The 20,103-nt window shown below is 38.5% G+C and carries 19 protein-coding genes and 1 pseudogene; 15 read left to right on the top strand and 5 right to left on the bottom strand.

What is annotated here, in order from left to right:
- The 3 genes from J678_RS20545 to J678_RS20535 form a co-directional block, all read right to left on the bottom strand.
- Positions 1 to 843: an amino acid ABC transporter permease gene (locus J678_RS20545; RefSeq protein WP_017392891.1), complete on the bottom strand. Its 843-nt coding sequence runs from the start codon at positions 841 to 843 to the stop codon at positions 1 to 3.
- A 93-nt stretch (positions 844 to 936) separates the two neighbouring features.
- Positions 937 to 1,830: an amino acid ABC transporter substrate-binding protein gene (locus J678_RS20540; RefSeq protein ID WP_004709208.1), complete on the bottom strand. Its 894-nt coding sequence runs from the start codon at positions 1,828 to 1,830 to the stop codon at positions 937 to 939.
- Positions 1,831 to 2,370: 540 nt separating this feature from the next.
- Entirely contained in the window at positions 2,371 to 3,135 is a 765-nt protein-coding gene (locus J678_RS20535) for a glutathione S-transferase family protein (RefSeq protein ID WP_004709210.1), read from the bottom strand.
- Positions 3,136 to 3,480: 345 nt separating this feature from the next.
- Here J678_RS20535 and J678_RS20530 point away from each other — a divergent pair, with 345 nt between their 5' ends.
- The 8 genes and pseudogenes from J678_RS20530 (at position 3,481) to ychF (ending at position 11,960) form a co-directional block, all read left to right on the top strand.
- On the top strand, positions 3,481 to 4,716 hold the full coding sequence (locus tag J678_RS20530; protein WP_017392892.1) for an SfnB family sulfur acquisition oxidoreductase: 1,236 nt from the start codon (positions 3,481 to 3,483) through the stop codon (positions 4,714 to 4,716).
- A 12-nt stretch (positions 4,717 to 4,728) separates the two neighbouring features.
- On the top strand, positions 4,729 to 5,949 hold the full coding sequence (locus J678_RS20525; protein WP_031956333.1) for an SfnB family sulfur acquisition oxidoreductase: 1,221 nt from the start codon (positions 4,729 to 4,731) through the stop codon (positions 5,947 to 5,949).
- Positions 5,949 to 7,361, top strand: a complete 1,413-nt coding sequence (locus J678_RS20520) for an LLM class flavin-dependent oxidoreductase (RefSeq protein WP_016805148.1) — start codon at positions 5,949 to 5,951, stop codon at positions 7,359 to 7,361. Before J678_RS20525 ends, J678_RS20520 begins: the two co-directional genes overlap by 1 nt.
- Before the next feature lie 14 nt (positions 7,362 to 7,375).
- Positions 7,376 to 8,206: a MetQ/NlpA family ABC transporter substrate-binding protein gene (locus J678_RS20515; protein ID WP_002050216.1), complete on the top strand. Its 831-nt coding sequence runs from the start codon at positions 7,376 to 7,378 to the stop codon at positions 8,204 to 8,206.
- A 13-nt stretch (positions 8,207 to 8,219) separates the two neighbouring features.
- Positions 8,220 to 9,053, top strand: a pseudogene (locus tag J678_RS20510) (MetQ/NlpA family ABC transporter substrate-binding protein).
- Between the two features lie 5 nt (positions 9,054 to 9,058).
- Positions 9,059 to 10,135, top strand: a complete 1,077-nt coding sequence (locus J678_RS20505; protein WP_079378105.1) for a methionine ABC transporter ATP-binding protein — start codon at positions 9,059 to 9,061, stop codon at positions 10,133 to 10,135.
- On the top strand, positions 10,116 to 10,775 hold the full coding sequence (locus J678_RS20500; RefSeq protein WP_017392894.1) for a methionine ABC transporter permease: 660 nt from the start codon (positions 10,116 to 10,118) through the stop codon (positions 10,773 to 10,775). Before J678_RS20505 ends, J678_RS20500 begins: the two co-directional genes overlap by 20 nt.
- 93 nt (positions 10,776 to 10,868) lie before the next feature.
- Complete coding sequence (gene ychF / locus J678_RS20495; protein ID WP_004642544.1) at positions 10,869 to 11,960, top strand: redox-regulated ATPase YchF; 1,092 nt, start codon at positions 10,869 to 10,871, stop codon at positions 11,958 to 11,960.
- 42 nt (positions 11,961 to 12,002) lie between these two features.
- On the opposite strand, the gene J678_RS20490 is transcribed toward ychF, so the two are convergent.
- Entirely contained in the window at positions 12,003 to 12,527 is a 525-nt protein-coding gene (locus J678_RS20490; protein ID WP_017392895.1) for a DUF962 domain-containing protein, read from the bottom strand.
- Positions 12,528 to 12,619: 92 nt separating this feature from the next.
- Between J678_RS20490 and J678_RS20485 the strand changes: the two genes are divergently transcribed.
- Positions 12,620 to 13,327, top strand: a complete 708-nt coding sequence (locus J678_RS20485) for a Crp/Fnr family transcriptional regulator (RefSeq protein WP_016805559.1) — start codon at positions 12,620 to 12,622, stop codon at positions 13,325 to 13,327.
- Between the two features lie 161 nt (positions 13,328 to 13,488).
- Positions 13,489 to 13,824 (top strand): hypothetical protein, encoded by a 336-nt coding sequence (locus J678_RS20480; RefSeq protein ID WP_002050113.1) that lies wholly within the window; start codon positions 13,489 to 13,491, stop codon positions 13,822 to 13,824.
- A gap of 69 nt (positions 13,825 to 13,893) precedes the next feature.
- Here the strand turns inward: J678_RS20480 and J678_RS20475 are convergent, their stop codons facing one another.
- Complete coding sequence (locus tag J678_RS20475) at positions 13,894 to 14,364, bottom strand: hypothetical protein (RefSeq protein ID WP_002050258.1); 471 nt, start codon at positions 14,362 to 14,364, stop codon at positions 13,894 to 13,896.
- 119 nt (positions 14,365 to 14,483) lie between these two features.
- Here J678_RS20475 and J678_RS20470 point away from each other — a divergent pair, with 119 nt between their 5' ends.
- The 5 genes from J678_RS20470 (at position 14,484) to glnD (ending at position 20,079) form a co-directional block, all read left to right on the top strand.
- The gene (locus tag J678_RS20470; RefSeq protein WP_081402352.1) at positions 14,484 to 15,206 is read left to right on the top strand and encodes an AzlC family ABC transporter permease; all 723 of its coding nucleotides are present in this window, start codon (positions 14,484 to 14,486) and stop codon (positions 15,204 to 15,206) included.
- A gap of 1 nt (position 15,207) precedes the next feature.
- A complete protein-coding gene (gene ygaH / locus J678_RS20465; protein WP_004709233.1) occupies positions 15,208 to 15,549 on the top strand; it encodes an L-valine transporter subunit YgaH in 342 nt (113 codons plus the stop codon).
- A gap of 129 nt (positions 15,550 to 15,678) precedes the next feature.
- Positions 15,679 to 16,068, top strand: a complete 390-nt coding sequence (locus J678_RS20460; RefSeq protein WP_017392897.1) for a tautomerase family protein — start codon at positions 15,679 to 15,681, stop codon at positions 16,066 to 16,068.
- Between the two features lie 102 nt (positions 16,069 to 16,170).
- Positions 16,171 to 17,388 carry a formate-dependent phosphoribosylglycinamide formyltransferase gene (gene purT, locus J678_RS20455; protein ID WP_079377083.1) on the top strand — a complete coding sequence of 406 codons (1,218 nt, stop codon included), beginning with the start codon at positions 16,171 to 16,173 and terminating at the stop codon, positions 17,386 to 17,388.
- 27 nt (positions 17,389 to 17,415) lie between these two features.
- On the top strand, positions 17,416 to 20,079 hold the full coding sequence (glnD, locus tag J678_RS20450; RefSeq protein WP_004709237.1) for a [protein-PII] uridylyltransferase: 2,664 nt from the start codon (positions 17,416 to 17,418) through the stop codon (positions 20,077 to 20,079).
- The last annotated feature ends 24 nt before the right edge of the window (positions 20,080 to 20,103 follow it).

Below are 20,103 nucleotides of genomic sequence, written 5' to 3'. Positions count from 1 at the left end.
TTATTTTCCTCCCGAACCTAAACCTGGTACAGACATACGTTTTTCAATCCATGCCATCACAAATTTAATGGTGTAGGTAATGATTAAATAAACCGGCGTAGACAGAATAAGAATGATAATGTCCTGAGAAGTTTCTTCTCGCATGGTTTTGGTATAAGCAAAGAAGTTCAAAACACTTAATGCATATAGAACAGCCGAGTTCTTGAAGACATTCATTGCTTCTGAAGTAATGGTTGGCCATACCGTACGATATGCAACTGGTAAAATCACATAACGATAACTTTGCGCTGTTGTAAAACCCATTGCCGAAGCTGCAAATTTTTGTCCACGAGAAACCGTGTTAATCCCCGCTCTTACATGCTCAGAAACACGTGCTGCGGTATATAGACCCAAAGCAAAAACGCCAATAACAGCAGGATGATGATTTAAAATATTTTTCCACCAGCCACCTGCTACGACGTCCCCACTTCCGGCACTTAAACTATCTGGTAAGAACTCCGGGAATACAAAAGCCCAGAAGAATAACTGTACAATTAAAGGAATATTACGGAATATTTCGACATAACAGTTGCCGATAAAAGCAAGCGGTTTGTTGGGTAAAGTACGAATTACCCCGAGGAGAGAACCTAATAAAAATGCGATAAGAAAGGCTACAACAGCAGTCCATACCATAGTAAAGACACCAGAACCTAACATTTGTAACCATGTGGGCGCCTCAGAATAGGCATTGTAGCTAGAGCTACCAATGACTTTACAAACTGATTCTGCCCATGCGGCTTTATCGACACCATATTCATTAGACTCCGCACAGAATATAGTCCAGTTTAGCGAGCCGACTGACATGTTTGCCCCTTAAATGAATATCTTAGAAAATAGACCACTTGTGCAAATGAAGTTTTACACTTGCACAAGTAAATTTAGGACAAAAGGATCTGGTTAGATTCCTGCATCTGTTGGGTGAGCCTTAAGTTTTTTGTAAGATGAACTTGGTTGCATGTTCAAATTAGTATTTTTTGGTGGGATTGGCGATAAGAACCATTTCTTATATAAAGCGTCCATTTGACCAGTTTTCCATAAATTATTTACGGTACGGTCGGCAATTGCTTTAAATTTTGGATCATCTTTTGCAATCATGATGCCATAAGGTTCTGATGAAAGTACTGGCCCTACAATTGCGAACGCTTTTGGTGTAGATGACTTAGCAATTAGTCCAGCTAAGATATTGTCATCCATAACAAATGCCGCGGCACGACCAGATGCCATCATGGCAAACGAGTCAGAATGGTCTTTACCATAAATGTTTTGTACATTAAGTGACTGACCTTTTTCATTCATTTTAATGTACTTGTCTGATGTTGTACCTTGAGTCGTAACGACCGCTTTACCATTTAAATCAGCTAGACTCTTAATACCAGAGTTGGCTTTAACAGCCATACGAACTTCTGTTGCATAGTAGTTTGTTGAAAAACCAACTTGCTGCTGACGTTGTTTAGAGTTTGTGGTGGTACCACATTCCATATCAATATTGCCGGCTAAAAGCTCAGGAATACGTGTTGATGAAGTTACAGCCTTGTATTCAACTTTTAAACCAGGCATTTTCAATTCTTTTTTAATATCATTTGCGAACTGGTTACAAATGTCGACTGCATAACCTACCGGTTTACCTCCAACAACGTATGAAATCGGGTCGGATGATTCTCGGTGACCAATAACGATTTTTCCAGTACTTTTAATTTTAGCTAATGTATCTGCTGCCTGAATTTGAGAAGTAGCACCAACCGTACAAAGCATAATTGTTGAAACAATGAGAGAGGTTGCAGAACGTTTCATAAGAACTCCTTGATGATCATTCTCTCTATTTGTCTAAAGAATCATTCTTATAGAGAAATAGAGCGATTTATTATTAAATTGCAATTATCGAGCCAACTTTTCCAAGCAGGACTCCATCCATTTGCTTCACTTATTATTCATCTGTTTCGCAGAATTAATACCTTTAAAACTGCTCACATGTTTCTACTTTAATCTATGTTTTAATCTTCTGTCTATTATTAAGCTCATCTATTTACACTTAAATGTGGCAAATATTGATTACAATGTAAACATATGCACAATAAAGTCGCTTAAATTTTTCTAAAAACTGTTTTTAGAAAAAGATTATTTTTTAATAAAAAGAAAAAGCAAACTTATTAAATAGTTAAAGCAACGTAGATTAATTTTCTCAAAAAGAAGATAAATCATCAAAATAATATTTATAAATGTTTTAATAAAATCCATTTATAAAATTGATAGTAATATTTTTTACAATTAAAAAGTTTTTAGAAATATAAAAAAGGCCCGATTTATTTCGAGCCTTTTTATAAAACCTATAAATTAAATGCCTCGCCAATCAACGCGGGCATTTCTTTCAGTTTGATAGATTCTTAAAACATATTGTCCAAGTGGCAAATCAAGTAAACTTTTTTGATAATTGCTCCACTCTGGAGACACCTCTTCATCCTCTTCGGGTTCCCATGGCGTACCTTTTATTTCTAATAAAGGTGCAAGCATAGAACATACTGAAATATCAGCGAGGCTTAATCGGTCTCCAACCATATAACGTCCTTGGTTTTCAATAAGGTACTGATTCAGCTCACTGATGAGTTCATCCATACGCTCTTTTGACTGACTCACAACCTCTTCTTCAAGCTTATAGTTCTTTTTTACTAAAGTTTTGAGGAAAGGTTTTGATATTTTTTCAAACTGACGCAAGTAACCTTGTTCGCCCATCATAATCTCGAGAGCATGGTCGCCATGGGCTAAAGTATGCGCTAGTGCCCAACGACGTACATGCACACCCAGTTCATCTGCCAAACTATCAATCTTAAGTGTTTGCTGCCTAAGTTGCTCATCACGGCGTAAAAGTGCATGTTCTGGATAAGTATCATCCAGATAAAGCGCAATTTTAGTTGATTCAGCAATCCAGCGATGGTCATCTTTCAAAATCGGCAATAAGTTTTGCCCTGTTTTGAGTTGTGCAAAAGCACGATGAAAGCCAGGAATCAAATTATGTGCAACGTAATCAAGTTCTTTATGGTCTAACAACCAGCGAGCTTTTTCACAATAATGAGATAAAGGAAACTGATACAAAACCCGCATAAAATCTCCACGTTTATTTTTATTTGACTATTCGTACAAAAATCGTCTTCGGTAAATAGATACTTTAGAAGCTATTTTTAATGAAAACAATGGATATTGTGCTCATTTTTCACTGACAGTTAGGTCTATATTTTTTATATCTTTTTTTACCGTACTTATAGCTCTTTTTCATATTAAAAAGGCTTTAGTAATTCATTTTGCAAATAAAAATTATAATTCTTTGATTTTTAATATGTTTCTATATCTCTATTTATCTATTAAAAATCAAAAAAAGTGCTTTGCATTTTTATTCATAAGCTGAGCATAAGTCTTCGTTTAGTGGAAAAATATTTCTTTTGTAAGGTAATGACAGCAATACAAGGTGTCATTATGTCTAATTCTCTATCTAAAACGACGGCATACGTCCAAGTCATTCAAAATGATCAACAAGCGATTAATGCTGCTTATCAAGTGGCTGATTTTGCTTTAGAGGGTCGTAATACACGTGATCAACAACGCCAACTTCCTTATGAGCAAATTGAAAGTTTTAGCCAAAAAGGTTTAGGTGGAATTCGCATTGCAAAAAAATATGGCGGTGCATTTGTTTCCAATAAAACACTGGCACAAGTTTTCCGTATTTTAAGTAAAGGCGATGCCAATGTTGGTCAAATTCCACAAAATCAGATTAGCCTGTTGAACCTGATTGAAATCATGGGTACAGAACAACAAAAACAATTTATCTTTTCAGAAATATTAGCTGGCAAACGTCTTGCCAACGGTGGTCCAGAGCGTAATACACATGACTCAAAAACACTAAAAACTACCCTTACCATTGAAAATGGAAAATATATTTTAAACGGCGAAAAGTTTTATTCGACAGGAACAAGCTTTGCGCATTGGCTCGCAATTAAAGCGGTTCATCCTAAAGGTCATGTTGTTTTAGTGATTGTTAACCGAGATGCTCAAGGCATTGAAGTCATTAATGACTGGAATGGGTTTGGTCAGCGTACTACAGCGAGTGGTACGGTTAAATTAAATCAAGTTGAAGTTAATCCTGATCTTATTTTTGATGAGCGATTATTAACACAAGTTCCTACCTATCGCGGTGCGTATTCACAGCTATTACAAGTGGCTATTGATGTCGGAATTGCAGAAGCCGCGTTTGAAGATACGTTATCGACTATTCATAAAGCACGTCCAATTATTGATGCAAATGTTGAAAAAGCCAGCTTTGAACATTACACACTGCAAGAAGTGGGTAAGTTAAATATTTTACTCGACGCAGCAATTTTACTGCTTGATGAAGCTGCTGAATATTTAGATGAACTTGACCAACTTGAAAATGTGACTGATGAACAAGTAGCTAAAGCTTCAATTTTGGTTGCTGAAGCAAAAGTCTACGCCAATGATGCAGCTCTACAAATCTCTGAAAAACTACTAGAGCTAGGTGGTAGCCGTTCAAGCTTAAGCCAACACAATTTAGATCAACATTGGCGAAATGCCCGTGTACATACCTTACACGACCCTGTTCGCTGGAAATTACATGCCATTGGCAATTATTACCTTAATGGTCATTTCCCTGCCCGCCATGCCTGGATTTAAGGAGCAATTGTCATGACTTCATATCAATCAGTTCAAACCAAACAAACATCGGCATCTGGTCAAGCACATATTATTCAAACTGATGCGGAAGCATTAGAAATTGCAAAACAGTTTGCCGAACAATTTAAAAAAACCGCAGTTGAGCGAGACGCTAAGCGAATTTTACCGTATACCGAAATTGATGCTTTGAGCCAGTCTGGACTTTGGGCAATTACAGTACCCAAGCAATATGGAGGTGCGGAAGTTTCAAGCCATACCGTTGCCAAAGTAATTGCGCTTTTAAGTGGTGCCGATGGTTCAATCGGACAAATTCCACAAAACCATTTTTATGCATTAGAGGTATTACGTAATACGGGCACAGAAGCTCAGAAACAACGTTTATATGGCGAAGTGCTAAATGGCACTCGCTTTGGTAATGCACTTGCTGAGTTTAAAACCAAAACTTCAACCCATAAACAAACCAATATTCGTCCGCATGAAAATGGATATCTCATTCAGGGTGAAAAGTTTTACTGCACAGGAAGTTTATTTGCTCACCGTATTCCAACCTTAGTTTTAGATGATGCAGGCCGAGAATATCTAGCGTTTGTAAAAAGTGGTTCACAAGGATTGAAACTTGTTGATGACTGGTCTGGTTTTGGACAGAAAACCACAGGCAGCGGAACGGTTAAATTTGATCAGGTTTTTGTCGATGCAGATGATGTCATTCCTTTTGATACTGCATTTTTACAACCAACCTTAGTGGGCCCTTTTGCTCAAATTATGCATGCATCAATTGAGGTAGGCATTGCACGTGGAGCCTTTGAAGAAAGCTTGCAAAGAGTGCATCAAGCCCGCCCATGGATTGATTCAGATGTAGAAACTGCAAACCAAGATCCTTTAACAATTTATGAATTAGGACGCATTGCGGTAGATGTACGAGCTAGTGAAGTGTTATTAAAACAGGCAGCTCAATCAATTGATGCCGCAAAAATTGAAACCACACCTGAAAGCATTGCTAAAGCATCCATCGATGTTGCCAAAGTACGTGCTCATAGTACCGATATCGCACTCAAAGCATCGTCTAAGCTGATTGAACTTGCAGGAAGCCGTGGTAGTCAGTCGCAAGATGGTCTAGATCGCTTTTGGCGAAATGCACGCGTACATACCTTACACGATGCTGCACGATGGAAATATTACTTTATTGGGAACTATGTTCTTAACGGTGTACTACCTCGTCGGGGGACATTGTAATGGCAGACTTTAAAGCAAAAGAAATTCTACTAAATGCCTTTGACATGAACTGTGTTGGTCATATCAATCATGGCTTATGGACACATCCACGTGATGAATCACATCGTTTTAACGAATTGAGCTACTGGACAGAACAAGCCAAAACCTTAGAAAGTGGTTTATTTGACGGTTTGTTTATTGCGGACATTACAGGTGTGTATGACGTCTATCAAAATGGTATAGATCTGACTTTAAAAGAGTCCATTCAGCTTCCGAGCCATGACCCGTCTACACTTATTTCAGCTATGGCAGCAGTTACACAAAACTTAAGTTTTGGTGTCACTGTGAATTTGAGCTATGAGCATCCATATCAGTTTGCACGCCGCTTTGCGAGTCTCGACCATTTAACTCAAGGTCGTATTGGCTGGAATATTGTGACAGGTTATCTAGATAGTGCAGAACGTCTAATTGGGCAAAAAGGTTTAAAAGACCACGATGCTCGCTATGAACAAGCCGAAGAATTTTTAGAGCTTTGCTATAAATATTGGGAAGGTTCATGGGAAAACGACGCAGTTAAAAAAGATAAAGTACAGCGTGTTTTTACAGATCCATCTAAAGTTCACACTATTCACCACCACGGAAAATATTACCAGAGTGAAGGTGTGTTTCAGGTGTCTCCTTCCGTACAACGCACCCCAACACTGTTTCAAGCAGGTGCTTCACCAAAAGGCATGCAGTTTGCGACTCGTCATGCTGAGTGTGTATTTATTGGCGGCGACAAACCGGAAAAAATACGCGAACAAGTGAAAAAGATTCGTGCTCTTGCCGAACAGCAAGGACGTGCAGCAGATGACATTAAAGTCTTTGTCGGTATAACCGTTGTTGTGGCCGACACACATGATCTGGCTGTACAAAAACTTAATGAATATCGTCAGTATGCCAGCCCTGAGGCAGGCTTAGCGCATTATGCGAGTTCAACAGGCATTGACTTAAGTAAATTTGCTGACGATGAAGCGATTCCTTACCAAAAAAGTAACAGCATTGTTTCGATTACCGAAAAATTTAAAGAACAGCAAATCACAAAAAATGACTTAAAAGCTCAACATGTTTTAGGCGGCCGTTATCCCCTCATAGTGGGTAGTGGTGAAGAAGTTGCTGAATACTTAATTCATCTTTTAGATGAGACCGATATTGATGGCTTTAATTTGACACGTACAGTTGCGCCTGAGTCTCACCACGACTTTATTCGCTTGGTCATTCCTGAGCTACAACAGCGTGGTCGCTATAAAACTGCATATAAAACGGGTTCATTACGGAACAAAATTTTTAATCGGGGTGATCAATTACCAGAACACCACCCTGTTCAAGCGTTCCGATGTAGTCCCTATAACAACAGCAAAAACTTAACAACAATTGAAGAAATAACTGCTTAAATTTGGAGATAGACATGGCTCAAACAGCCTCTAAAAAATGGCTAGGCGTAGGCCTAGTCGTTGTAGTCCTTTTTGTTGCTTTATTCTTATGGAATAAACATCGTCAAAGTGGCTCAAATGAACTTGTGATTGGCATTAGTCCACCATTTGCAAAACCTTTACAAGCTGCTGCCGATGAAGCAAAAAAACAAGGTTTAAATGTAAAACTGGTTGAGTTTTCTGACTGGAATACCCCAAACATTACCTTAAATCATGGGGATATTGATGCGAACTTTTTCCAGCATCAACCTTTCTTAGACAATGCAATTAAAGAAACTGGCTTTAAACTAAAGGCATTTGCAGTGGGTGCAGCGTCACATGTGGGACTGTATTCAAAGAAGTATAAAAGCTTAGAGGAATTGCCACAAAACGCACGTGTAGTCATTCCAAATGATCCGGTCAATCAAGGTCGTGCCCTACTACTTCTACAGCAAGCTAAATTAATTACGCTTAAAGATTCAAACAATCATTTATCTGCACTCAAAGATGTAGTTTCAAACCCTAAAAATTTGCAATTTATAGAGGTTGAAGGACCACAGACTGCTCGTGCGATTGATGATGTTGACTTGGCTTTTGGCTATCCACATTACTTGCGCTTAGCAAAAACAGCAGACCCTAATAGTGCGCTTTTACTTGATGACAATACCAATAAACGTTATGCCATTTTGTTTGTAGTGCGTGATGACTATCAAGATAAGGGCGACAAATTAAAGAAATTTGTTGAGATCTATCAAAACTCGCCAAAAGTTAAAGCTGTTTTAGACGCTGAGATTGGGCCAAAACTTTGGTTCCCTGGCTGGAAGTAATAACGGAAAGATTATGGCGATTCAGTTCAAACAGCATAAGCCTTGGTTACTCGGAATTACGATTTTAATCGTAGTTCTGGGCCTCGTCGGTTACCGTTATATTAAAAATAAACAAGTCGACGATGTTTTAACGATTGGCATTAGCCCGCCTTATGCTGAGCTATTACAAAGCGTTGCCAATGAAGTAGAAAAGCAAGGCGTTCATGTCAAGCTTGTTGAATTTTCTGATTGGCGGGCACCAAACGTTGCCGTACAAAACGGTGATATTGATGCAAACTTTTTCCAGCAAAGCGTATTTCTACGTAATGCTGTTAAAGAAACGGGCTATGACTTACATGCATTTGGTGTGGGCTCAGGAAGTCATGTCGGTTTATATTCAAAAAAATATAAGTCACTTGCAGAATTACCTTCAAAAGCACGTGTAGCTATTCCAAATGATCCCGTCAATTTAGCTCGTGCTTTAATTTTACTGCACCGTGCAGGTTTAATTCAGCTTAAAGATATAAATAATGAGCTCTCAACAACCCAAGACATTATTGCAAATCCTAAACAGCTGAGCTTTGTTGAAGTTGAAGGCCCTCAAACCGCACATGCATATAATGATGTCGATTTAATTTTCGGCTTCCCCCACTACTTAAAAATGGCAAAGGTAACCGACCCACATAGCGCATTATTTTTAGATCCAATCGATAAAAAATATGCAATTTTGTTTGTGACCCGTCGCGATTACCAAGACAAAAACCAAAAACTTGCAACCTTTGTTAAAGCATTCTAGAACTCAAAACAAGCACAAGACATTCTGGATAAAGACTTTGGTAAAGGTTTGTGGTTTCAAGGCTGGAAATAAGGAGAATGGCAATGGTGAGTTTTGGATCACAAGTTGATTTTTCTCTACCTCATATCAAAATTCGTGGTTTAAATAAGTTTTACCAATCTCAAGGTCAAAAACTGCATGCGTTAAAAGAGATTAACCTTGATATCCCACAAGGTAAGATTTTAGGCATTATTGGTAAAAGTGGTGCGGGAAAATCTTCCCTACTACGCACTTTAAATGGCTTAGAACAAGTAAATACTGGCAGCATTCATATTCATCAACAAAATATTGCTGAATTGAGTCATGCTGAACTCATTCAAACCCGCCAGCGCATTGGAATGATTTTTCAACATTTCAATTTGATGTCTGCAAAAACGGTCTGGGAAAATGTGGCATTGCCCTTAAAAGTTTCCAATTACAACAAAGCAGATATCGACCAACGTGTAAATGAAGTTCTAGCACTCGTAGGTCTTGCAGATAAGTCTGGCTACTACCCAGCACAACTTTCGGGCGGACAAAAGCAGCGTGTCGGTATTGCACGTGCACTTGTTCACCACCCTGAAATTTTACTATGTGACGAGGCGACCTCAGCACTCGACCCTGAAAGTACTGCCACTATTTTGGCTTTACTTAAAAAGATTAATCTGGAACTAGGCCTCACCATTGTACTCATCACTCACGAAATGCAAGTGATTCGAGAAATTTGTGATCAAGTCGTTGTGATTGATCAAGGTGAGATTGTAGAGGCTGGACAGGTTTGGTCGGTATTTTCACGACCAGAACAACAAATTACTCAAGAACTGTTAAACCTTGAGCAGATTACCCTGCCTTTTAAAATCAGTCCTCTACCGGATGAAAATTCGACTCATATAATCCTAAAACTGAAATATGAGGCGGAAGCACATCAGGTTCCGGATATTCAAGAACTCCTTGCTAAATTTAAAGCACCAGTCAATTTATATCAAAGTCAGGTCGATACCATTCAAGGGCACATTATTGGCTCGCTTTTAGTGGGTATTCCCAACGTAGAAATTGATCTTTCATCTATACAACAAGAAGCATTAACAGCAAATGCACAATTTGAGGTACTTGGCTATGCAAGACCAGCTCATTGATTTATTAATTACTGGAACTGTAGATACCTTGCTTATGGTAGGCGCATCTGCATTCATTGCCTTTTTAATTGGCTTACCTATAGCTGTTATTTTAGTCAGCACTTCTGAACATGGCATTCACCCGTCGCAAAAGATTAATCAGTCTTTGGGTTGGGTCATCAATATCACTCGCTCAGTACCTTTTCTTATTTTAATGGTTGCACTTATTCCGCTTACTCGCTGGATTGTGGGTACAAGTTACGGTGTATGGGCAGCCGTTGTTCCCTTAACGATTGCAGCAATTCCCTTTTTTGCGCGTATTGCAGAAGTCAGCTTACGTGAAGTCGATCAAGGCTTAATTGAAGCAGCACAAGCCATGGGTTGTAACCGTAAACAAATTATTTGGCATGTACTTTTACCAGAGGCTTTGCCGGGTATTGTGGCAGGCTTTACAGTGACTATTGTGACCATGATTAACTCATCTGCGATTGCTGGTGCTATTGGTGCAGGTGGCCTAGGAGACATTGCTTATCGTTATGGTTATCAACGTTTTGATATGCAAATTATGTTAGCTGTAATTTTTGTGCTCATTGTTTTAGTCATGTTAGTACAAGCAACTGGCGATGCATTAGCCCAGCAACTTGATAAACGTAAAGTTTAAAAGCAATACAACCCTGCTCTAGCCATGACTTTGTCATGGCTTTCATGTAAAATCAGCGACAATTTTTAATTTACACATTTGTGAGTGGTTTTCATGGGTTTTAATTGCGGTATTGTTGGTCTGCCAAACGTAGGGAAATCTACCCTTTTCAATGCATTAACGAAAGCAGCGATTGCAGCGGAAAACTTCCCTTTCTGTACCATTGAACCAAACACAGGTATTGTTCCTGTACCAGATCCACGTTTAGATAAACTTGCTGCGATTGTTAAACCACAGCGTATTTTGCCAACTACAATGGAATTTGTGGACATTGCAGGTCTTGTTGCTGGTGCATCAAAAGGTGAAGGCTTGGGTAACCAGTTCCTTGCTAACATCCGTGAAACTGATGCGATTGCTCATGTTGTACGTTGTTTCGAAGACGAAAACGTAATTCACGTAAATGGTAAAATTGATCCATTAGACGACATCGCCACCATCAATACTGAACTTGCGCTTGCTGACCTTGAAACTGTTGCTAAAGCAATTTTACGTTTAACTAAAGTTGCTAAAGGCGGTGACAAAGAAGCTGTAGCAACTAAAGCAGTTTTAGAAAAAATCCAACCTTTACTTGATGAAGGTAAACCAGCTCGCGCAGCTGATTTATCTGATGACGAGCGTAAATTAGTTCGTGGTTTTGGTTTAATGACTTTAAAACCAACCATGTATATTGCAAACGTTGCAGAAGATGGTTTTGAAAACAACCCACACTTAGACGCAGTTAAAAAACTTGCGGCTGAAGAAAACGCTATCGTTGTTCCTCTTTGCAACCAGATTGAAGCTGAAATTTCATTATTAGAAGATGAAGATCGTGCTGAATTCTTAGAAGCAATGGGTATGGAAGAACCAGGCTTAAACGTGGTTATTCGTGCCGGTTATGCGCTTTTAGGTTTACAAACTTATTTCACTGCTGGTGTACAAGAAGTACGTGCTTGGACAGTAAAAGTTGGTGCAACCGCTCCTCAAGCAGCTGGTGTGATTCATACCGACTTCGAAAAAGGCTTTATCCGTGCTGAAGTTGTTGCATACGATGACTTCGTACAATACAACGGTGAGAACGGCGCTAAAGAAGCTGGTAAATGGCGTTTAGAAGGTAAAACTTACGTTGTTCAAGACGGTGATGTAATGCACTTCCGTTTTAACGTTTAAGTTAAAGCTAAAAAATGCCCCAACATATTGGGGCTTTTTTTATTATGAATGATTTAAATCCATCGCCTCTCGTTTACTACGCGCCTCTTGTAGAATACGCGCATGCAAAGGCTTTCTAAAACCCAGCATAAATATAAATTCTGCCAATACAAATAACGGCCCTATCGCGAGTCCAATCACATCATCAACAAAGGCAGGTTTTTTCTTTTCAAAATAATGACCTACAAACTGAAACACCCAACCCACCACAAAGAAACCAATACTTGCCACTAACCATTGTCCTAAGGATAATTGAGCAATTTGGCTCGCCAGTGTATACACAGCCACCAATATAATGAGCATGATTAAGCCAAAAACTTTATCTAAAATGAAATAATAGATCGTACTAACTGCAATCAACACTACAGCTAAAGTAACTTTAAAATTACCAATATCGATTCCAGCTTTCGCAGTTAAACATAAAATTGAAAACACGATGAGTGGAATACCGATAAAGTGCGTCAAAATATTTTGATGGTTTAAATGATAAGCCGCATATTGGCTCAGTTTCTGTTCCAGATTTGACATGAGTTATTCCCTATTCACCTAACTATAGTCATACTGTACAAATAAGGAAAATTTAAAGTTGTCAGCTATTTGACAAAGTAATGAATTTTTTCATGGATGGGCTGATATTGGATCTTATTTATATTAACCGATTAAAAGAAAACACATGGTTTAGTGTGCTTCCGGAAGCATTCCAAAAGTTTATTCTAGAACATGGCAAGCAAATTACTTTTGAAAAAAATAGCTACGTTTTCCACGCTCAAGATGAGTTTGATGGTATTTATACCGTCCTTGAAGGCTCAATTAGTTTAGGTTATGTCGATGTAAATGGTAATGAAGCACTTTCTGCAATTGCTGAGCCGATTATGTGGTTCGGTGAAATATCTTTAATTGACCATGAACCACGTTCGCACGATGCGATTGCTTTGAAAAAAAGTACAGTTCTACATATTCCTGCAAAACCATTAAATGACTTACTCAAAGACAATCCCTATTATTGGTACTATTTTGCACGCTTAACCAGCCAAAAACTCAGGTACGTTTTTTTAGAACAGATTGCCATACAAACACGCAGTCTTTCTCAAAGACTTGCTCAACGTCTTTTATTTATTTTAGAGGGTTACGGCAATCATCTTATTGTCCAAGAAAGACAAATTCATATTTCTCAAGACCAATTAGCTAATATGCTAACCGTCTCAAGACAAACCATTAATCATGAATTAAACCTTTTAGAAAAACAAAATATTATTAAAATTTCGTTTAGAAAAATTGAGATTTTAGATATGGAAAAATTAAATTTAATTGCAAAATCGCATACTTAAAGGTGCTATATAATAAAAACTTAAAATTAAATTAAAAAATCAGATAACACTGCAAAATAAAACATTGTTCAAACTCTATTTCACAAAATAAGTATTCCAAAACAGAAATTTTCATTTTACACTCAAACTGAGCAATAATACTCAACAAGGCGCTGATTAACATGAAAAAATTATCAACAATTCTTACAGCTGGCGTATTGGCAATGTTAAGTGTTTCGGCATTTGCATGTCCAAAAGGAACTCAACTCCAAGGAGGAACTGGACCACATCATAAAGGCGGTAAATGTGTTGCTGTAAGCGGCAAGACTACTGCTCAAAAAGCAAAAAAAGAAGCTGAAAAAACAAAAACAGATGTTAAAAAAGATATGAATGAGCAGAAACATGCTGCAATGACTAGCGCAACTCACGCTAAACAAGAAGCAAATCAAGCTACTCATCAAATGAAACAAGATGCTGTAAAAACTGCGAACACTGCTAAAACCGCAACAAAACCATAATTAATATTGATTAATTTATGGATATAAAAAGGCGAGATTTAAAATCTCGCTTTTTTGTATGTAGTCTCTTTATTTCGGAGATGTATTTCCTAAATTAGGATTATCAATCGCGTCCTTACATTGCTGTTTATCACGCTCATAATCAGCCTGTTTTTGAGCAACAGAATTTGCATTTTCCACAGTTTCTCTCGCCCACACATCTAAACTGGTTAAGGCTTTGCGGCAAAGCGCATATTTTCCTTCAGTGACCGAATCCGTCATTTTCACATTAATACGCCAATCCGTACTGAGCTGACGCAGTGGTTTACGAACTTTATCATTTATCTGACTAAGCTGTTTTCCATAGACTAAAGGATCAACGGTATTAATGAGTGTCCATGCTTTGTTTGCATAGGCCGTTGCATCATTGGTTAATTTCGGCGCTGGTTTAATTTCAACTTTTTTATCCGTGCTCTGATTTCCATTATCACAGCCTTGCAATATAAATACGCTCGCACTCAGGATGGCGATATAAACTAAACGAGTTTTTGACTTGAACATATCAAACTGCCGAATTAAACATTTCGGCACTATGCTATTAAATTCGGCTACAATACTCAATCTTTCAAGTTTTTATAATTGGTTTACTGCCAAGGTGTCTTGTGTCAAATCAACAACAGATGGCTGCTCAAACAGCAACTTTTTGGCAGGGTGCCAAAGATAGTCAAGCCATCGTACTTACTTATTTACCGGTTTCTTTTGCCTTTGGCGTTTCTGCATCTCAATTTGGTTTTAGCCCGTGGGAAGCATTTTTTCTTTCATGTTCAATGTATGCAGGTGCTAGCCAATTTTTAGTGGTGGCACTTTTGGCAAGTGGCTCCTCTATTTGGCTAACTGCCCTGACGGTTATTGCACTTGATATTCGCCATGTACTTTATGGTCCAGCACTATATAACCTAATTCCAAATAAACTGAACTTAAAAAAGACGGCTGTTTGGGCTTGGGGCCTTACATATGAGGTTTTTGCGAGTGGAATGATTCAGCTTTCACAGCGCAAGCAGCAATGGTCTGAATCTTGGATGTTAGGCTTAAGTCTGTTCAGCTGGATGTCTTGGGCAAGTGGTTCATTGTTAGGTGGGCTATTTGCAGATCAAGTCGCTCATCTTCCAAAGTTTTTACAAGCAGCTTTAGATTTCTTATTACCTGCTTTATTTTTAAGTTTTTTACTCGCGGCTTTTGAACGTAAACATACTTTAGTCGTCGGTGTATCCTTAATCGTTTCAGCCTTGGCCTGTTATTGGATTAACTTATCTGCTGCTATTTTTATTGGTATTTTTTCAGGCATTTTAGCAGGTCTATTTAAACATTATGTGCTGAAACAGTTTGATGAGGTTGAAGCCTAATATGAACTTAGAAATTATTTTGGTCGGTATTATTGTGGGTATTGCTAATTTTGCTTCCCGCTTCGGACCATTTTTTGTTATACAGAAACTACAAGGTACTCATCAAAAACGTGGGGCTGTCTGGATAAAAATTGCTTTAGGAAGTATTGGTATATCTGCAATTAGTGCAATGCTTGTGGTTGCCACCCTGCCACCACTTCTTAAAAATCCAGATAAAAGTTTAGCAATGCTCATCGGCTTTCTGGTTTTAGCAGGTCTTTATTTTAAATTTAAGAAAATTGTTCCTGCGACGTTAACTGCTGCACTCGTTTATGGCCTTATCTATACTTATTTACCTTTATAAATAGATAAACTTATCAACCTTATATAATATATAAATGCTAGAAGTGATTAAGAATAATGACTTCTAGCATGAAAAACTCATTTTTGAAATTTATTAAAAGATAACACCATCTAGCGATTAGAGATAAAAATGTCACAAGTTAAAATTTATGCAAATGAACAAACCATCATGCAATATCGAGAAATGCTTTCTCATGCGATTCATCAAGCGCTCATTGAAGAGTTGAAATACCCAATCGAGAAAAGATTTCAAAGGTTTATTAGCCTTAAACCAGAAAACTTTATCTATCCTTCAGATCGAAGCCAGCACTACGTTATTATTGAACTTTCAATGTTTACTGGCCGAAGCACCGAAGCCAAGAAAAGATCAATCCAAACCTTATTTCGTAATATTCAACAGTATTGCCGAATTAATCCTCAAGACATTGAAATCACAATTTTCGAAACCCCTAAAGAAAATTGGGGTATCCGTGGTCAAAACGCAGATGAATTACATTTAAATTATCAAGTTAACGTTTAAAAACGACTTACCTCATTGTCTGACAAAATTCATCTTTTTATGCGTTATAAGGCTTAACTCCACCATAAGTTCTGCTATGCTTAAAAAAATAATTTTGTCAGGATGATTCGCATGAGCGTGACACTCGGTACCCCACTTCAATCTTCTGCATTTAAAGTTTTATTGTTAGGTTCAGGAGAGCTTGGCAAAGAAGTTGTAATTTCCCTACAACGCCTTGGTGTAGAAGTACATGCAGCCGACCGTTATGATCACGCACCAGCTATGCAAGTTGCACATTTTTCTTATGTGTTAAACATGGCTGACCCTACTCAATTAAAACAGCTCATTGAAAAAGTTAAACCGAATTTAATTGTTCCAGAAATTGAAGCGATTGCGACAGAAGTTTTACTTGAGATTGAAGCTAACCAAACAGCAACTGTCATTCCTTCTGCTAAAGCTGTAAACCTCACCATGAACCGTGAAGGTATTCGCCGACTTGCTGCTGAAGAGCTTGGTTTACCTACTTCTGCTTATCGTTTTGCTGACTCTTTAGAAAGTTTCCGCGCAGCTTGTGATGATATTGGTTATCCGAACTTTGTAAAACCAGTCATGTCATCTTCAGGTAAAGGTCAGTCTCGCGTAAAAAGTTTCGATGAAGTCGACGCGGCTTGGGAATATGCAATGCAAGGTGGTCGTGTTAACCAAGGCACTGTCATTATTGAATCTCAAATTGATTTTGATTTTGAAATTACCTTACTTACCGTTCGTGCTAAAAACCCTGAAACTGGTGAAATTGAAACTCACTACTGTGACCCAATTGGTCACCGCCAAGATGCAGGCGACTATGTAGAAAGCTGGCAACCTCAACCAATGACACCTGCTGCACTTGAAGAAGCAAAACGTATTGCAAATAAAGTGACAACAGCTCTTGGTGGCTGTGGTATTTTTGGTGTAGAACTGTTTATCAAGGGTGATAAAGTTTGGTTCAGTGAAGTTTCGCCTCGTCCACACGACACAGGACTTGTAACTTTAGCGTCCCAGTATCAAAGTGAATTTGAATTACATGCACGCGCCATTTTAGGTTTACCTGTAAATACAGCACGTCACAGTGTGGCCGCAAGTGCCGTAATTTATGCTGGAGTCGATGCTAATAATTTAAGTTATAGCAATCTGAATGTAGCCTTAGCTCACCCAGATACTGACTTACGTTTATTTGGCAAACCTGAAGGTTTCAAGCGTCGCCGTATGGGTGTGGCAACGGCTCGTGCTGAAAATACTGATATTGCCCGTACTTTAGCGAAAGAAACCGCTGATCAAGTAAGCGTTCAAACAAACTCTTAATTTTTACTTATTGGTAGACCCATTTTCATGATCAATACATCGCCATTGTTGAACTATGTCTCAAGTCATCATGATATTAAAGCCATTAATCAGTGGCGAACGGATGTAGAAAAACAGTTGCAAGATTCATATGAAAATGGGCAATCTATTCGTGAAATTATTAAAGCCCGTTCAGATCTAGTTGACGAAGCACTGATCTTTTTATGGAAACATGCTGAACTCGATCAGACAGAACTAGGCCTTTTTGCTGTAGGTGGTTATGGGCGCCGTGAAATGTTGCCCTATTCCGACGTCGATATCATGATCCTATCGGAACATGAAATTAACGAAGAAAATGAAAAACGCATCTCTACTTTTATTTCTTCATTATGGGACGTTGGAAACTTTAAACCCGGCATTAGCGTTCGTACCATTCAAAGCTGTGTTGAACAAGCCGCTACCGATTTAACGGTTGCAACCACTTTAATTGAAGCGCGTTTAATAACAGGTAATACTCAACTTGCAAGATGGCCTCGCCGCATTGTTTCACAAACATGGACAGATAAAACCTTTTATGACGCAAAAATGGCAGAACAAGCCAAGCGCTACCACCAACACAACAATACTGAAAGTAATTTAGAACCTGACATTAAAAATGCACCAGGTGGTATTCGTGATATTAACCAGATTGGTTGGATTGCTAAACGCCACTTCCGTGTAAACCGTATTTATGACTTAGTACATTTAGGCTTTATTTCAGAATTTGAATTGGGTGTTTTAGAAGAAGCAGAAAGTTTTCTTTGGGAAATCCGTCACCACTTACACCGTTTAGCCAAACGTGATGAAAACCGTTTGCTTTTCGATCACCAAAGGGAAATTGCCGCTAAATTTGGATATGTGCGCCAAGAAGGCCAACCTGTAAATTATGGCGTTGAGCAGTTCATGAAACGTTACTATCGTACGGCACAACAGGTTTCAACACTGAATGAAATGCTGCTGGCATATTTTAGCGAATCGGTAATTACCCCTCGACTCCCCAACTATGAACGCAAAATTGAAGTTGTTAACGATCATTTTAAAATTGTCGATAATAAACTTGCCGTACAGCATCATAAAATATTTGCAGAACATCCAAGTGCGATTTTAGAGTTGTTCTATATTTTAGCGAATCGACCAGATATCGAAGGTATTCGTGCTCGAACTTTGCGCTTACTTATTCTTGCAGCAAAAAGAATTAACCAAAGTTACCGTAATAACCCAGAAAACCAAGCACTGTTTATGTCGATTATTCGCTCACCGTATCGTCTATACGATACCTTAGTTGCGATGAAACGTTATGGTGTTTTAGGAAACTATATTCCTGCTTTTGGGCAAATTATGGGTCTTATGCAATATGACCTATTCCATATCTATACGGTCGATGCTCACACCTTATTACTACTACGTAATTTAAATCGTTTTAGAGAACCTGAATTTGCCAAAGAGTTCCCTGTGGTAAGCTCAGTTTTCCAACGTCTTGCCCGTCAAGATATTGTCTTTATTGCTGCATTATTCCATGACATTGCAAAAGGCCGTGGTGGTGACCATAGTGAACTTGGTGCAGAAGATGCAATCGAGTTTGGACGTGCACATGGCTTTACAGAGCGTGAATGCAAATTAATTGCATGGCTGATTCAAAACCATTTACTCATGTCACTCACAGCTCAGAAAAAAGATATTTCTGATCCGGATGTCGTGAAAGATTTTGCAGAAAAACTTGGCGATATGGAGCATCTCGATTATCTCTATACTTTGACGGTTGCCGATATTAATGCGACAAATCCAAAACTTTGGAATACATGGCGCGCATCACTTATGCGTCAGCTTTATACCCATGCCCGTGATGTAATCCGTACTGGTTTAGGTCGTCCTGTTGACTATCAAATGCTGATTGAAGACACCAAATTTGCAGCAAGTGAATTACTTGTAAATAACTTTGCATTGGCTGATGTCGAAAAAGTATGGCAAGAACTTGGTGATGAATACTTCATTAAAGAGTCAGCAGACGAAATTGCATGGCACACACAAGCAATTTTAAAACACGGCGATAATCCGGAGCCATTAGTTCTGTTGCGTGCTCACCGTAAAGCAGCTCAAGATGCTGTGCAAATCTTTATTTATACACGCGATCAACCTAACCTGTTTGCCACCACTGTTGCTGTTTTAGATCGAATGAACCTAGATGTTCAGGACGCAAAAATTATCACGGCAAGTACAGCATTTAGCTTAGACACTTATGTTGTACTCGATCGTTTCGGTACATTACTTACCGACCCAGAACGCGAAGAAACTGTTAAAAATGCATTAGTGAAGGCACTTAGCCAACCAGACCAATACCCGGGGCTAATGCAACGCCGTATTCCACGTCAATTACGTCACTTCGATATCGAAAATACAGTCGACGTTACATTGAATGAAGCTCTACAGCAAAACATGGTCGAAATTTCAACACTTGACCATCCTGGCCTACTTGCACGTGTAGGTGGTTTATTTATGATGCAAGGTTTAGACATCCATTCAGCCCGAATCGCAACTTTAGGTGAACGTGCCGAAGATATTTTCTTTGTCACCAAAAAAGATGGAAAACCGCTGAATAACGAAGAGGTCAAACTCTTCTCGGAAAAACTGAAAGCTGCATTAGATGAAGCATCTAATCAAATTTGTCAGCACTGAAACTCAACTACTTGGTAACTGTTT

The sequence above is a fragment of the Acinetobacter sp. 1424608 genome (assembly GCF_000588255.1).
GTDB lineage: Bacteria > Pseudomonadota > Gammaproteobacteria > Pseudomonadales > Moraxellaceae > Acinetobacter > Acinetobacter nosocomialis.
The sequence above is the reverse complement of the archived record's forward strand: the minus strand, read 5'-3'. Positions and strand labels throughout refer to the sequence as shown.